This is a genomic window from Parcubacteria group bacterium, assembly GCA_041657845.1.
In the GTDB taxonomy this organism is placed as follows: Bacteria; Patescibacteriota; Minisyncoccia; order Moranbacterales; family JAKLHP01; genus JAKLHP01.
The window spans coordinates 52,623-66,795 of sequence record JBBABD010000001.1 but is presented as its reverse complement, the minus strand read 5'-3'; the positions used below and the strand labels follow the sequence as shown (position 1 = coordinate 66,795).

The 14,173-nt window shown below is 31.8% G+C and carries 14 protein-coding genes and 1 pseudogene; 11 read left to right on the top strand and 4 right to left on the bottom strand.

Annotated elements, in window-relative coordinates; all coding sequences use genetic code 11:
• Positions 1–79 precede the first annotated feature (79 nt).
• The 11 genes and pseudogenes from WC906_00315 (at position 80) to WC906_00265 (ending at position 10,162) form a co-directional block, all read left to right on the top strand.
• A complete protein-coding gene (locus tag WC906_00315) occupies positions 80–460 on the top strand; it encodes a hypothetical protein (protein ID MFA5776881.1) in 381 nt (126 codons plus the stop codon).
• The gene (locus WC906_00310; GenBank protein ID MFA5776880.1) at positions 438–2,192 is read left to right on the top strand and encodes a hypothetical protein; all 1,755 of its coding nucleotides are present in this window, start codon (positions 438–440) and stop codon (positions 2,190–2,192) included. The genes WC906_00315 and WC906_00310 overlap by 23 nt, the downstream gene beginning before the upstream one ends.
• Before the next feature lie 3 nt (positions 2,193–2,195).
• Entirely contained in the window at positions 2,196–3,296 is a 1,101-nt protein-coding gene (locus WC906_00305; protein MFA5776879.1) for a glycosyltransferase, read from the top strand.
• Complete coding sequence (locus tag WC906_00300) at positions 3,293–4,636, top strand: phenylacetate--CoA ligase family protein (protein ID MFA5776878.1); 1,344 nt, start codon at positions 3,293–3,295, stop codon at positions 4,634–4,636. Before WC906_00305 ends, WC906_00300 begins: the two co-directional genes overlap by 4 nt.
• A 138-nt stretch (positions 4,637–4,774) precedes the next feature.
• Positions 4,775–5,184 (top strand): annotated as a pseudogene (tnpA, locus tag WC906_00295) (IS200/IS605 family transposase).
• Positions 5,185–5,307: 123 nt separating this feature from the next.
• Complete coding sequence (locus WC906_00290) at positions 5,308–6,054, top strand: class I SAM-dependent methyltransferase (protein MFA5776877.1); 747 nt, start codon at positions 5,308–5,310, stop codon at positions 6,052–6,054.
• A gap of 42 nt (positions 6,055–6,096) precedes the next feature.
• Positions 6,097–6,924 carry a hypothetical protein gene (locus WC906_00285; GenBank protein MFA5776876.1) on the top strand — a complete coding sequence of 276 codons (828 nt, stop codon included), beginning with the start codon at positions 6,097–6,099 and terminating at the stop codon, positions 6,922–6,924.
• Positions 6,896–7,654, top strand: a complete 759-nt coding sequence (locus WC906_00280; GenBank protein MFA5776875.1) for a class I SAM-dependent methyltransferase — start codon at positions 6,896–6,898, stop codon at positions 7,652–7,654. The genes WC906_00285 and WC906_00280 overlap by 29 nt, the downstream gene beginning before the upstream one ends.
• Complete coding sequence (locus WC906_00275; GenBank protein ID MFA5776874.1) at positions 7,639–8,784, top strand: glycosyltransferase; 1,146 nt, start codon at positions 7,639–7,641, stop codon at positions 8,782–8,784. The genes WC906_00280 and WC906_00275 overlap by 16 nt, the downstream gene beginning before the upstream one ends.
• Positions 8,781–9,377, top strand: coding sequence for a class I SAM-dependent methyltransferase (locus tag WC906_00270; GenBank protein ID MFA5776873.1), 597 nt, complete (start codon positions 8,781–8,783; stop codon positions 9,375–9,377). The genes WC906_00275 and WC906_00270 overlap by 4 nt, the downstream gene beginning before the upstream one ends.
• Positions 9,378–9,394: 17 nt before the next feature.
• Entirely contained in the window at positions 9,395–10,162 is a 768-nt protein-coding gene (locus tag WC906_00265; GenBank protein MFA5776872.1) for a DUF2334 domain-containing protein, read from the top strand.
• A gap of 41 nt (positions 10,163–10,203) precedes the next feature.
• Here the strand turns inward: WC906_00265 and WC906_00260 are convergent, their stop codons facing one another.
• From WC906_00260 to WC906_00245, 4 genes are read right to left on the bottom strand one after another with little or no spacing between them, the layout of a single operon-like run.
• Positions 10,204–11,727 carry a flippase gene (locus WC906_00260; protein ID MFA5776871.1) on the bottom strand — a complete coding sequence of 508 codons (1,524 nt, stop codon included), beginning with the start codon at positions 11,725–11,727 and terminating at the stop codon, positions 10,204–10,206.
• The gene (locus WC906_00255; protein ID MFA5776870.1) at positions 11,696–12,682 is read right to left on the bottom strand and encodes a methyltransferase domain-containing protein; all 987 of its coding nucleotides are present in this window, start codon (positions 12,680–12,682) and stop codon (positions 11,696–11,698) included. Before WC906_00255 ends, WC906_00260 begins: the two co-directional genes overlap by 32 nt.
• Positions 12,679–13,827 carry a glycosyltransferase family 4 protein gene (locus WC906_00250; protein MFA5776869.1) on the bottom strand — a complete coding sequence of 383 codons (1,149 nt, stop codon included), beginning with the start codon at positions 13,825–13,827 and terminating at the stop codon, positions 12,679–12,681. The genes WC906_00255 and WC906_00250 overlap by 4 nt, the downstream gene beginning before the upstream one ends.
• Positions 13,824–14,168 carry a DUF2304 domain-containing protein gene (locus tag WC906_00245; protein ID MFA5776868.1) on the bottom strand — a complete coding sequence of 115 codons (345 nt, stop codon included), beginning with the start codon at positions 14,166–14,168 and terminating at the stop codon, positions 13,824–13,826. Before WC906_00245 ends, WC906_00250 begins: the two co-directional genes overlap by 4 nt.
• Between the last annotated feature and the right edge of the window lie 5 nt (positions 14,169–14,173).

Sequence of the window (14,173 nt, the reverse complement as noted above, 5' to 3'; positions counted from 1 at the left end):
TTAAAGTTATGATATAAAATATGTTGTACGAGCTGAATAAAAAATGATTCTGCAAGTTAAAAATAATAGAAAACAGACAATGCCTACAAAAAAATTGCTTAAATTAAATATTTACATATTTCTGTTCTATTTTCTTGCTTATTTTGTGAGTTCGAAAGTTGATTTGGGATTATTTTCTAGTTTCAGGATCGTTACGGGACTGACAGTTTTTTTTGTTGCAGGAATCAATATGGCTTTAGTTCTTGAAAAAATTTCCAGATTTTATTTAGATCTCTGGGAGCTTCTGACTGTCGGGATATTCGCTTCATTGTTTTTTATGCCTCCAATAGTTTTTGTTTTTTACAGCATAAGTGGATTTATTTCGGAAATATCTATTATTTTATTGTATTTAGTGACTTCTACGGTTTCGTTATTGTTTGTATGTATTTTAGAAAAAAATGGATCTAATAAAAAAAGCTAAGAAAATAATTTTTCATCCTTTGTTTATTGCTGAGATAGTAATTTTATCTCTTCATGCTTTTAATATTACCAAATATGATTTTATAGCTGACAAAGACAGTTATGGATGGATTCTCAAATATTCCAATGCCCAGCCTGACTCACTGTATTTCTATCGGCAATTATTTTCTTCCCTTATCTCATCCCTTCATTATTTGACGGATCTTGATATGTATGGTTTGTTCAAATATATCTTTCCGATTTTTTCCATGACTGCTCTTTTCCCTTTGTGGCTGGTCGCGAGAAAACTTACCGAAAAAAAATTCCAGACCCTCGTTCTTTTGTCGGCAGCGGTATCACCAACTGTAATTATCCAATTTGAAGGAACTAGACCGCAAGTTATGGCGATGTTGTATTTATATTTTATGCTTGGACTTTCGGCGATGGCATCTAGCAAGAGAAACTATAACTGGCTTTATGGGTTTTTTATACCCATAACAGCCGTAAGTTCCCTTTTTCACAAAATTTTTGTGCTTTTTCTAGCTTTGTGGGTTATCGCGGCGGCCTATACATACAGAAAAATTATTTTTAGAAATAAACTTAGAATTGTCATAGTGTTTTTGCTTTTATATCCATGGTTGGATAAATTGCAAATTAAATCAATGACATTCTCTATCTCTAGGGCTATTTTAGAAATATTTCATAAAATATTTTTGCAATTTTCAATTAATCTTAGATTTCCAGCCCATTACATTAATGTTGACGGCAATCAAATGGGGTGGGTGAGTTTGTTGGGAGTTTTGAAATTCTATGCTTTCTATGCGGGACCGTTTTTGGGAATTCTAATTTTGCTATGCCTATATTTGTTTTTTGTTTCAAAGAACAAAAGAGCCTTCTTTGAAAATAATTTGAGCAACGTGTACTTTTTGCCGATATATTTGTTCATTGCTTTTTTCTTGTTTATCGCCGAATTTCTTCCAAGATTTGGGAACATTGCCTATTTGCCGGACAGAGCATGGATATTTTTAGGTATTATGCTAGCATTCCTGTTATTCGAGTTGCTTTATATGGTCGAAAAGAACAGTTCACCGTTTAAAAAAAATATTATATTTGTAACTTTTATTTTTGGATTTTTAATTTCCGCATTCGGCGCAACATATGTAAACAATAGCTTTAAGTATATAGTTCCTCGGTATGAAATGGATTCTTTCGAATGGATAAAAAACAACTTGGAACCAAATAGGGTTATTTTCTACTATGGATGGCGAAGTGTTTTACAATATCATTCGAATACTCCGGTTATTAATATTAAAAAAGATTTATTAAGTCAAAGAGATCTTTCTTCATTAGTTAAAATCATTAATCTCAAAGAAACAGTATCGGTGAGTGATGATGATTTGAAAAAAGAGATTTTAGATATTGGATTAAACTTTACGAAACTTCAAGATATGTTCGAAAATAATTTTGACCGCATGAAATTGCTTGATAGCGTTAAGCAAATGAGAAGCAAATCGGGGAAGCTTCTTTCCGATTTAAGTGTTAATCCGAATTTGTCAAATAAAAACACCGCTTATATTTATTATGCAAAAAATGATGAAAAAAATCCCTATCTTGAAAGAATAGGCACTTCGGGATATTCAGAGAGCATTCCTTTGGACAGTTTTTCAGTTTTAGATGATAATCCAAAATATTTTCAGAAAGTTTATGACACCAGCAATGTCAAGATATGGAAGTGTATGGTTAATGGAAACTAAATGATGAAAAAGAAAATTTTGCATTTAATTACTGGGTTGGAATTAGGCGGGGGAGCGGAAAATATGCTCCTTCAGCTTTTGCCTGAGATGCAGGAAGAATTAGATAATAGAATTTGCGTGATAAAGGGAAGGGGGGAGATAGGGAAAAAGTTGGAGAATTTGGGCATTCCTGTTTATTATTTGGATTTAAAAAGCATTTTTGATTTTGGGATGATTTTCCGGTATAATAAAGTGCTAAAGGATTTTAATCCTGATGTACAGGTGAATTATCTAATTCATGCCGATATATTCGGAAGGATATTCGGGAAAATATTCGGAGTCAAAAAAATTGTTCCTTATATCCGCAATATCCATAAGGGTAAAAAATTTCTGCTGTTTTTGGATAAGATCACTTTGTTTCTGGCTGATTTTGTACTGACAAATTCCGAAGCTTCAAGAAAATATTATATCGAGAAGATGGGATTTAAGAAAGAAAAGACTATGTGCATTCCCAATGGCATTAATCTCTCCCGATTTGAAAATTTAAATGTAGATGTAGCTGAGAAGAAGAAAGAAATCGGAATTCCGGAAAATAGCTTGGTTATCGGATGCGTAGCAAGGATGGAAAAGCAAAAGGATATTCCAACGCTAGCCAAGGCATTCAAGCTGGTGAAAGAAAAGCATGGTAATGCGGTCTTGCTGCTTGTCGGACACGGGAGCGAAAAAGAAAATATTAAGAATTTCGCAAAAGAGATTGGGATAGAAAAAGAAGTTTTTTTTCTGGAAAAAAGAACTGATGTTCCTGAATTGCTCCAGATTATGGATATTTTTGTCTTGCCGTCATTGAATGAAGGCATGAGCAACGCGCTCTTGGAAGCCATGGCATCGAAAAAGCTTATAATCACAAGCGATATTGAAGAAAATAAAGAACTAATTGAAAATGAGAAAGAAGGACTTAATTTTGAAGCAGGAAACCTAGTAGATTTAGCAGAAAAAATCAATGGTTGCATGAATAATTTGAATGAAGCAAATAATTTCAAAAATGATGCTTTTCGAAAAGTGATCAACAAATACGATTTGCATATAATAAAAGAAAATTATAAAATTTTTTTGTTAAACCAATGAGATATTTTTTATCAAAATATATAGCTCCAATTCTTTGGAAATACGGAAAGGGTAGCAATCGCTATGAGATTTATGAGTATCTGAAAAAACAACAGGGGAAGTCTTTGGAAGAAAATATCGCAATTCAAAAAAAGAAACTTTACGAGATTCTGGATTATTCAATTAAAAATATTCCATATTACAGAAAGATTGCTAGAGAAAATAATATAACTGTTGCTCCAAATACTATTTTCGAAGATATCAAAAAATTTCCGATTCTTACCAAAAAAATAATTAGGAAAGAACTCAATAATTTAATCAATAAAAAAATTACTGCTGTAAAAAACACTTCTGGAGGAAGTACCGGCGAACCAGTTGTTTTTTTTCAGGATAAAGTCAAAAACGATTGGAGCGCAGCAACTAAAATGTTCTGGAATGAATGGGCGGGATGGAAGCCAGGAGATTTAGTAATAAGTTTATGGGGTTCAGAGAAGGATATTCTAAAAGCCAGAGAAGGACTGAGTGGATTTTTAATGCGTAATTTTATAAACAGTATTAATTTAAATGCTTTTCGGATGACCAAGGAAGACATGCTTAGATTTGTAGAAATAATTAACAAAGAAAAACCCTCCATAGTTGTTGCTTATGCGGAATCAATATATGAATTTTCAAGATTTATTGAAAAGGAAAAAATAAAAATTCATACTCCGCAGTCAATAATATCTTCAGCAGGCACTCTTTTTCCTGAATTTAGAAAAACGATTGAAAGGGTATTTCGGTGTCATGTTTTTAATAAATATGGATCACGGGAGGTAGGAGATATTGCTTGCGAATGTGAAAAACATGAAGGCTTACATCTCAATATTTTTTCACATTATTTAGAGATACTAGATGATAAATTAAACAATTCTTTGCCTAGAAAAGCTGGAGATATTTATATTACTACTTTATGTAATAAAGCTATGCCACTAATACGATATGCCATCGGGGATATCGGTATTCCAGATTTCAAAAATCCAAGTTGTCAGAGAGGATTTCCGGTTATCGAGAGTATCAAGGGAAGAAGTGTTAATTTATTTGAAACCAGAGAGGGAACTCTAATAGGTGGAGAATATTTCACTCATTTATTTTATTTTAGAAAATGGGTAAATAAATTTCAAGTAATACAAAAGAATTATGAAGCAATAGAAATAAATGTAGTTCTTGAAAAAAAAGAGAATTTGGATGAAATTAATGAAATAGAAAAAAACATCAAATTAGTTATGGGAAAAGAATGTAAAATTGTTTGGAAATTTGTATCGGACATATCGCCTACAAAAAGTGGTAAATTCTTATATACAATTTCTGAATTAAATAATTAGTTTTTCCCAGAAGGTAAACCGCTAGTTCTACTAGTGAGACTCGAAAAGGTTTTACCGTTGCCGCAACCACAAGAAAAAAGGCACAATAATGTATAATGAACTTGGCTTGATAAAGAGTCTTCGTTCACTAACAATATTGTGCCTAATCTCTATCAAAGTTTATCTCACTCAAAATGGAATTGCAAATATCATATAATATTTATACCCAAGAAAAGAAAAAGTGTAATCTATGGTAAAATCAGGACAGAACTGGCAAAAATCCTCCACGAACTGGCAGAGCAGAAAGAAAGCAAAATCACCGAAGGAAATCTCACCAAAGACCACGTCCACATGTGTATTGAAATCCTGCCCAAATATGCCGTAGCCTCAGTTATCGGATTCATGAAAGGGAAAAGCGCTATTGCAGTCGCAAGGATGGGAGAAAAAGACAGAAATTACACCGGAGCGCATTTCTGGGCAAGAGGATATGCAGTTTTAACCATCGGATTCGACGAAGAGATAATCAAAAATATATCAGAGAACAGCAAGAAGAAGACGATAAATATTAACAAAAGCTAATTAATTAACACCTAAGCGTGAGATGAAGGCTGATCGCCTTTGAGGCGACCCTATTCATCAAGCCACCGCCTTTGGCGGGGGGGGGGGGGGGGGGGGGGTGTTCTGATTTAAAAATGAATAAAATTTTAAAAAATGATGAATATGAAAATGGAGATCCGTATAAAGTAAAAAACAACATCGAATCAGAATTCCAAAAAAGAAGAATTTATTTTACAAAGAAGCTTTGCTTAAAGGCAAAAAAATTATTAAATACTAAAGAACCAAAGATTTTAGATGTTGGATGCGGAGAAGGCTATATTACGTATGAAATAAAAAACTTGTTTGAAAAAGCGGATGTTTTTGGTATAGATAAATCGGGGATAGCTATCAATAAAGCAAGAAGTATTTTTAAAGAAATAAGTTTTATTTCATGTGACGCGATGAATATACCCATGCAAAATGAATATTTCGATATAGTTATATGCAATAACATAATAGAACACGTTGATAATCCCGATGGATTGCTTAATGAAGTAAGCAGAAAAATGAAAAAGGGGGGGTATATAATAATTTCTACTCCAAGTATTTATAGAATAGAGAATGTAATTAAATTGTTTTTTTTCGGGAAGACTGACTTAATGTCAGAATTGCATTTTGAAGAGTATTCTCCATGGAGAATATTTGAATTGTTAAAAGATTGTGGTTATGATGTAGTTTATTTTATGAGCAAACCACTTGAATATAGAACATGGAACTTAAAGAAAATAGCAATACATAAGATTCTAAAGCCCATATTGTACTTCTGCTTTTACCCTTTTAACAAAATGAAATATGGTCTCGAAAGTACCGTTTTTTACCTTGCAAAGAAAAATAATAAATAATCTAAATTGTTCAATAAGTTAATTTTTTTAAGCAATTCTTGAATGAAAAAATTGATAAAAAAATATAAGATTAAAGAAGATTTGAAACTATTTGAAGCAGAAAATAATTCATCTAAAATTTATCAAATACATAAAGGTTATTATGCCGACAGCTTCATGCTGTCAACTGGAAAGGGTGATTATTTTTTTAAAAAATTCGATAGTAAAAGATTAGCAAAAGAAGAAATAGAATCTTATAATGATCTCGTGAAAATAAAATCTGACGTGGTTATTGTTCCCAATGTAAAGACGATTTCTCAAAAAGTAATTTGTATGGATTATTATAATGGTATTGGTTTTTACCATTATTTAATTAAATCTATATTTTGGGGAAAAATGGGGAATATAGAAAAAAAATTTGTTGGAATAGGAAATTTTTTGGCGAATTTTCATAATGAAAATTTTATTAGATATAGCAAAGAAAACATTCCTATTTCCAAAATTCATGGCGATTTAAATGAAAAAAATTTAATTTTTTTGGATAACGAAAAAGTGGTAATACTCGATCCAATGCCTAGGAAGGAATTAATTTATGAGGATATTCTAAGATTTATAAAAAATATTTATCCAACTAATCTAATTTATGAGATGCTATTATTTAGACAGCGAAAATTAATAACTAGATATTTTTTAGATGGATATATGCAGAATTCAAAATTTGAAATTAAAGAAGATCTACTGAATAAGATTTTCATTGAATTATTGAAAAAAGGAAAACCCTATATGTCCAGTAGCTTTATTTATAGATTAAAAAAATTTATAATAAATTTATACTTAAATTATTTAATTAAAAAATTCGAAAATGGAAAATTACAAATCAAATTATACTAAGAGCTATCAAAATAATTCAAAAAGAGGAAAGGGATATGATAAAAAAATAGAAAATAAATTCGAATTGTTTATTTGGGAGTTAGAAAAATATTTTCTAAAGCGAATTGTTTCTGGAAATTTTAGAAATCTCGGAAAAGTTAGTTATATGGATTTTGCTTGTGGGACAGGAAGAATAATAGAATACTTAAATAAAGAGTTTAATTTTAAAGAGATTATTGGCATAGACACTTCATTTGCTATGTTGGAAGAAGCTAAAAAGAAAACTAATGCTGATTTTTTATGCGGAAATATAGTGGAAAATAAAAATCTTCTAGATGGAAAAAAATTCGATTTGATAACTTCCTTCAGACTATTTCTTAATATGGAGAAAGAAAATAAGGGCATAATTCTTGCAGAATTGTGTAAATGTTTAAAAGACGATGGATATTTGATTATCAATAATCATATAAATAGATTTTCATTGCTTGGCATTCAATTTTGGATTAGAAAAAATTTACTGAAAGAAAAAGGAAAAATCATAAATACCGCGACGGAAAAAGAGTTTCGAAAACTGCTTGATGAATCGGGATTTGAAATTATCAAGATTGAAAAGTTTACTGTTTTTCCCGGAAGAAAAAAAATTATTTTACTTCCTGAAAAAATATTATTTAAGTCAGAACTGTTTCTGTCGAAAATTCCTTTGATAAGAAATTTAGGGCTTAACCAGATATACATATGTCGAAAAAAATAAAAGTATCTCTTTATACGATTGCCGACTTAGGAGAACTGAAAAATCTCAAATCTGATTATGCCAGAGCCATTTTTGAAAGCTTGAAAGATAACATTTCTAATGTGTATTGTCGTGATTATAAAGGAAATGATCCGAGATTTAAAAAGATTGTTTTAGGAGGAAAAATAATTTTTCAAATAATTTATTTATTTAAAAAATTTTTCCACATCAGAGTCGACATTTATTCAGTTCTTGATTTTTTCGCTTATTTTAAAAAAGATGATGCTAATATAATTATATTCCATCCATATTCATTCAGGAGAACCTGTCAAAAATTTAACCGAATGGGGAAAATTACGATAAATATTGGAACCAGTGCTACTGGAAGAATGATTTCTGATATGAATAAACAGGAATTTTTGAAATACGGATTTAATTTTCCCCAAGAGTACAAAGCAGATCATTTGGAAAAATCGCTTGTCAGCTCTAAATATATTATTTCCCAATCCGAATATTGCAAATCAACATATGTGAAAGCAGGTTTTAAACCAGAAAATATTTTTGTTTTAACCGGAGGCATAGATACGAAAAAATTCAAACCCGGGGAAAAAACAGATAACGTATTTAGAGTTTTGGCGATGGCCAATTGCGGACTTCTCAAAGGATTTCAATATTTGCTTGAGGCATGGTCCAAAATGGATTTAAAAAGAAGCGAGTTGGTTCTGCTTGGAAACCCCAGTAAAGAAATGCAAGTTATTTTCAACAGATATAAAAGTTTTAAAAATATCAAGTTTATAAAACATTCCGATCCAATTGATTTCTATCATCAATCCTCCGTTCTTGTCCATCCATCCTTAAGTGAGGGATCCTCGAGAGTAATAAAAGAAGCAATGGCTTGCGGATTGTCAGTTATTTGTACAGAAAACTCCGGATCAATTATAAGAAACGGAATAGACGGTTTTATAATTCCAATTAGGAATACAGAAGCTATAAAAGAAAAGATATTATTTTTTTATAACAATCAGAATAAAATATTAGAAATAGGGAAAGAGGCTCGAAAAAATATCGAGAAAAATGGAACGTGGGATAATTTTTCGGGGAAAATGAGTGAAATTGTAAGTGAAATAATCAATAAAAATTTGCGCAAATGAAAAGAATTGAACTATTGAAGCCTTATATCAAGGGCAAAAAAGTACTGGATGTTGGGTTTGTCCAGCACAATTGGGAAAAATCAATATCCAATCCGAATTGGTTGCACGATAAAATAAGAAATGAAGCCAAGGAAACGATTGGAATTGATTGCCTAGAAGATGATGTTAATATGTTAAAATCAAAAGGTTACAACGCAATCTGCGCGGATGCGGAAGAGTTTAATTTAAATGATAAATTCGATATAATAATAGCGGGAGAATTGATCGAACATTTATCTAATCCGGGGAAATTTTTATGTTCCGCGAGAAAGCATTTGAAAAAAGAAGGTAAATTGATTATAACGACGCCCAATGTTTTTGCATTTGGAAATATAGCAAGAATCATGAAACTTTTATTTAATATTGAAAATATTGATAATCCTGAACATGTGAATTGGTATAGCAAACAAAATTTGTTCAATCTGGCAGAAAGACACGGCTTTAAAGTTTTGGAGTATAAAACATTTTACCCCGATCGTTATAATCCTATTTTTGAAAAACTCCCACTTAGGGAAACAAAATCCAAAATTTTTGCTAGCCTTTCTTTGAAATAATTTTTTATATTATTATTATGAAATTAATGCTTAGAGATGACGATTTGTCATATTTTACGAAGGTAAGTCAAATTGAATTTGCATATGGAGATATTTGGGATAGAATACCGATTAACTTTGCGGTAATTCCTAATGTTGGATTAGTTAGTGGAGCTATCCCTATGCAATTATGTATGGAAAATAAAAATGAAAATTATCCCATCGCAATGAACAAGGAGTTGGTTTATTTTTTGAAAACGAAAATAAAAGAAGGAAAAGTCAAAATTTACCAGCACGGGCTTACTCATAAGAATTATGATGGAAAATTTGAAATGGAGAGAAGGGATCTAGGCATACTAGCCCGAGAGCTTGCGGAAGGGAAGAAACTATTAGAAAAAGCGTTTAATATTGAAATTGATACCATAGTAGCTCCTCATGATAGATTTTCAAGAGAGGCAATATCAGCAGCAGAAAAAGTCGGATACAAATACATAAGCAGGGGAATGGGGCCACTTCCAAGAGAAATTCAATTCAATCGAATATATCTTAAATCTTTTCTTAAAATTTATAAGAATTATTTTAGAAACAGAAACTTGTGTTATCCTAAAATTTTGGATTTTGGAAAGCACAAGGAAATATTCAATTACAGGATCCAGTGTATAACAAAAAAAAATATAGAAGATATCATTAAAAATTCTAACTTGGACGATGGAGTTTTGGCGATTACGGTTCATTATCGCTCAATAAATTTGCATCAGAAGGAAATGATAAATTTTATAGTAGGGAGAATAAATAATTCATTTTAGAACAGGTAATAATATTAAAAATACCCCCGTTATCATTTAGTTCATAATTGTTTTTTCTTTACTAATGATAAAATTGTCCAAATATCTTCTTTGGTTATTGCTTTAGTCAGGTAAGATGCTAAAAAATAAATGATGGTTGTTCCAAATCCAAATAATAAAAGCATTGCAAGGCCGTTTTTGAAAATAAAACTTTTAGTTAGCAAAACTAATGCATAAGTGATAAATGCCGAGACTATAAATTTAAAATAAGCACTATTATTTACGGAGATTGCGCTTATTTTTTTTGCTTCGACAAAAGTGATCAAACTTCTTAGTGCCATAGAAAAGGCAGATGCCAGAGCGGCTCCAGCAATGCCTAAATATTTAATTAAAACTATATTCAAGAATATATTGAGTATGGCAACGAAAGTGTTCACTTTAAAAATGAATCCGGTTTTTTTATGCAATATCAATATAGACTCATTTGGTCCCGTGGCTAGAAAAAACATTAATCCCGAGCTTATTATTATCAATGGGAGATATCCGGAGGAATAACTATTTCCGTAGAATAAAGTCAGGAAATCTTTTCCGAAAATTAGAATGAAAATAAACAAGGGGAATGCGAGTCCGAAAGCCCAAGTAGATACTTTTTTAAAAAGAAAATTAAGCTCGTCGTTTTTATCCAAAGCATATTTTTCGGAAAAAATAGGGTTAAGTATGGACATGAAAATATTTTGGAAAAATCCCAAAACATCGCCAATGGAATAGGCTATTGCATAAATACCCAAGAAAGATACTGCCAGCATTTTACCGATAACTATGTTGTCACTCCATTTTATAAAATAATTGAAAAAACCGCTTAAAAACAATGGCAGAGAAAATAATATCCACTCTTTGTGCAGAGTTGTTTCATTTTGCGCTAAAGGTAATTTTATTTTTTTGTAAATAAAAAGTTCGAATATCAACGATATTAATGTTGAAAATAATAATGTAATAAATATATATAATAGTGAAAGATTGAAGAATGAAATTAATCCCAATCCGCAAAATAATATAAATTTTTCTATGATAGCTTCACTAAAGCTTTTGTAGAATATTTTTTTTCTTGATGTTATAATCTGTCTGGCTGTGTTGCTTAGAACTTTTAATGGAATTGCTAAACTTATTATTTTTATGAACAATGCAAAGTCGGATGAGCGATTAAAAAAACTGGCAATGAAATCTGAACTCAAGAATGCTATGCTTCCGACAATTATGGAAGCTATAAGAGGAAATTTAAACACGAAACTGACATATCCATGCAAAAGCGAGAATTCTTTTTTCTTCAGATAATAGGGTATAAATCGCGCTATTCCAGTTAGAATTCCTAAGGAAGAAATTAAAACAAACACAAGAAAAAGGGTATTTCCTAATTCAAAAACCCCATATTTTTCCGGTCCGAGGTATCTTGCTGCTAATAATTTGAAAATGAAAATTAATAAATAACCAGCCAGTCCGAATACAAAAGACACACTGGCTCCTTGAGCAATTTCATTTATAGATTCTTTTAAATCTTCATCTTCCATTTCGGTTATTTTTTCCGCCATATTTCTCCGCTATAAAAAATACTCCGCTGATTTTTAGATCTTCTTCGGAGACACTCTTAAACTTATCTGCTAAAGATTTTCTGGCGATCTTTGAAGGAGTTTTTATTTTTTTTATGCAAATGGAATTAAAATTATTTTTCTCCAATAATTTTATATGTTCGGAACAGGGGAGCCTGTTAAGTAGCCATTGTCTCTTGCCCCTGATAACTTTCCAAGCTGGATCGGAATAAGTCCAGTGGCCGTTCCATTCTTCGGAAGTGCCGTGGCATTTAAGGTCTATCTGATGAGAAATAAAGCCACCCAGTTTTAGCCATTCATACATAATCTGGTAAGTATTTTCAATGTCATCCACGTGTTCCAGCGTTGCTTGAGAAAAAATCATATCAACGGAATTTTTCTTGATGATTGACGAATCATTCCATGGAACCTGATAGACAATCATACCTTTTTCCTTTTCGGGATTTTTTATCGATTCACGAATGAGATCCAACCTTTCTTCCTTTAAGCTGTTTTTTAATAACTCCTCATTCAATATCTCATCTGGAAAGGAATAATTTTCAAGGTACGGTTTTACTAGCGGAAATTCTTTATCATTGGGGATGGATTTTTTTAATCTGAAAAGTTCGATTAATTCATCCAATATCTCCAGATTTTTTTCAATGTCGGCATATTTTACTACGTCAAAGGCGTAATATTTTTCCCCTCCCGAGAGTAGAGCTGCCAGCCCCATGCCCAGAGAATCTCCCGGTCCCAGCTCGGCGATAACTTTCGGCATCTCGGAAAAAACGCCACTTTCTTTTGCCATAACAAGATGCCTTAGCCAGACCGAATAACAATATCTGGCAGAATTTGTTCCGCCGGTTCTGGTGAATACAGGAGCATCGAAACCGGGCAAATAGGAAACCAATCCTCTTAAAAGTTCTACGAGTGGTGAAATTTTGTTTTTAATATTCATTTTAACTTATTAAAAATTTTATTGTAGGTTTCAATTGACGGCATCCAGTTGAATTTATTTTTTACTGAAACTTTACCATTGTCAGGGATAAACATTTTTAAATTTATATTATTGATCAATTTTAACAAATTTTTTGTAATGTCGACAGAATTTGCGGTTTCTATTAAAATTCCATTTTTATCATTTTCGATCACTTCATCCGCTCCTTCATTCGGAGTAGCAATGACTGCGCATCCGCAATACATTGCTTCAAGCAGGGAAGTAGACAAGCCTCCGCCCGGATACGCTGAATGGAGATAAATGTCAGTAATTTTTAGAATAGCAATAGCTTTTTCTCTGGGCAGGTTGCCTAACATTTCTATTGTTTTTTCATTTTCGGAAATTTTTTTCAAATAGGAGAAATCTTCTCCATCTCCGATTATCAAAAAAACAATTTTTTTCTTTATTTCTTCGGGGAGTGATTTTATCGCTTCGATGCTGTTTTTTACGCCTTTCCATTTGTATAATCTTCCAACAAAAGAAATTATTATTTTTCCCTCATATTTATTTTTTGTTTCAATGTCGGGAATTATATTGTCTATTTCTCCCAGATCAAGCCCGCGATAAATAACAGGCGATTCGCGCTTGTCAAATTTATAAACAAACTTTTTAACTGCTCTGGAAATTGAAATATTAATATCAGAATTTTTGAATATGAGTCTTCCGAATGTATAATCATAGAATCTTGCAAGCAGTGTTTTCAGATTACTCGACAGTTCTACAAAATCGGATCCGTGTTCGATGTGGATCCATTTTGTTTTTTTTGTTTTTGAATATATCAGCGCCAACAGGGAAGTGTTGAAAAATCTGGTTCTGGAAATAACAATGTCATATTTTTCTTTTTTTATCTCTTTTTTTAAATCCCGATATTTTTTTGTCCAGAATTTCGGCAGGGGATAGTTTGAAATTATTTCAAAAGCTGGAAACCTCATGATCTTTACATTGCCATATCTTATTTCATTCTCAGGTGCGTTTTTCGGTAATCTGGGCGTAAAAACAGTTATATCTATCCCTCTCTGAGATAGATATTTGTTGAACTCATCGGCGTGAGTTTCAAGGCCTCCAATGTGCGGAGAATAATATGGGCAAAAAATAATAATTTTCATTTGTCTTTCATTCCTCTTAGCGCGTCTTTTCTGGTAACCTCCGAAAGCTGTTGCTCTAGGCGCTCAATAGCCGAGAGCAGTTTGAATATCATCAGAAAAACCAGCAGAAATCCGGTCAAAACTACCGCATTCATATTATCTATGATCCCGAGAGTTTTGGCCAAGAGATGAATAAGCTTGGGGAAAATGGTAACAATTGCCATTCCGCCCCAAACAATTATTCGAATCGATAGTTTGTAGATTGTCTGTCCGCTTTTACCGCTGATAAAGTTTTTGACTCCCTGAAAAATCATAAAAGCGGAGATTGCAAAAATGATGATTTGATAAAGTTGTAATTTCATAGTGG

Excerpts from the sequence above, each read along its gene's own strand:
- WC906_00315 (MFA5776881.1), top strand. The coding sequence starts at position 80 with ATGCCTACAAAAAAATTGCTTAAATTAAATATTTACATATTTCTGTTC.
- WC906_00310 (MFA5776880.1), top strand. The coding sequence starts at position 438 with ATGGATCTAATAAAAAAAGCTAAGAAAATAATTTTTCATCCTTTGTTT.
- WC906_00305 (MFA5776879.1), top strand. The coding sequence starts at position 2,196 with ATGAAAAAGAAAATTTTGCATTTAATTACTGGGTTGGAATTAGGCGGG.
- WC906_00300 (MFA5776878.1), top strand. The coding sequence starts at position 3,293 with ATGAGATATTTTTTATCAAAATATATAGCTCCAATTCTTTGGAAATAC.
- WC906_00290 (MFA5776877.1), top strand. The coding sequence starts at position 5,308 with ATGAATAAAATTTTAAAAAATGATGAATATGAAAATGGAGATCCGTAT.
- WC906_00285 (MFA5776876.1), top strand. The coding sequence starts at position 6,097 with ATGAAAAAATTGATAAAAAAATATAAGATTAAAGAAGATTTGAAACTA.
- WC906_00280 (MFA5776875.1), top strand. The coding sequence starts at position 6,896 with ATGGAAAATTACAAATCAAATTATACTAAGAGCTATCAAAATAATTCA.
- WC906_00275 (MFA5776874.1), top strand. The coding sequence starts at position 7,639 with ATGTCGAAAAAAATAAAAGTATCTCTTTATACGATTGCCGACTTAGGA.
- WC906_00270 (MFA5776873.1), top strand. The coding sequence starts at position 8,781 with ATGAAAAGAATTGAACTATTGAAGCCTTATATCAAGGGCAAAAAAGTA.
- WC906_00265 (MFA5776872.1), top strand. The coding sequence starts at position 9,395 with ATGAAATTAATGCTTAGAGATGACGATTTGTCATATTTTACGAAGGTA.
- WC906_00260 (MFA5776871.1), bottom strand. The coding sequence starts at position 11,727 with ATGGCGGAAAAAATAACCGAAATGGAAGATGAAGATTTAAAAGAATCT.
- WC906_00255 (MFA5776870.1), bottom strand. The coding sequence starts at position 12,682 with ATGAATATTAAAAACAAAATTTCACCACTCGTAGAACTTTTAAGAGGA.
- WC906_00250 (MFA5776869.1), bottom strand. The coding sequence starts at position 13,827 with ATGAAAATTATTATTTTTTGCCCATATTATTCTCCGCACATTGGAGGC.
- WC906_00245 (MFA5776868.1), bottom strand. The coding sequence starts at position 14,168 with ATGAAATTACAACTTTATCAAATCATCATTTTTGCAATCTCCGCTTTT.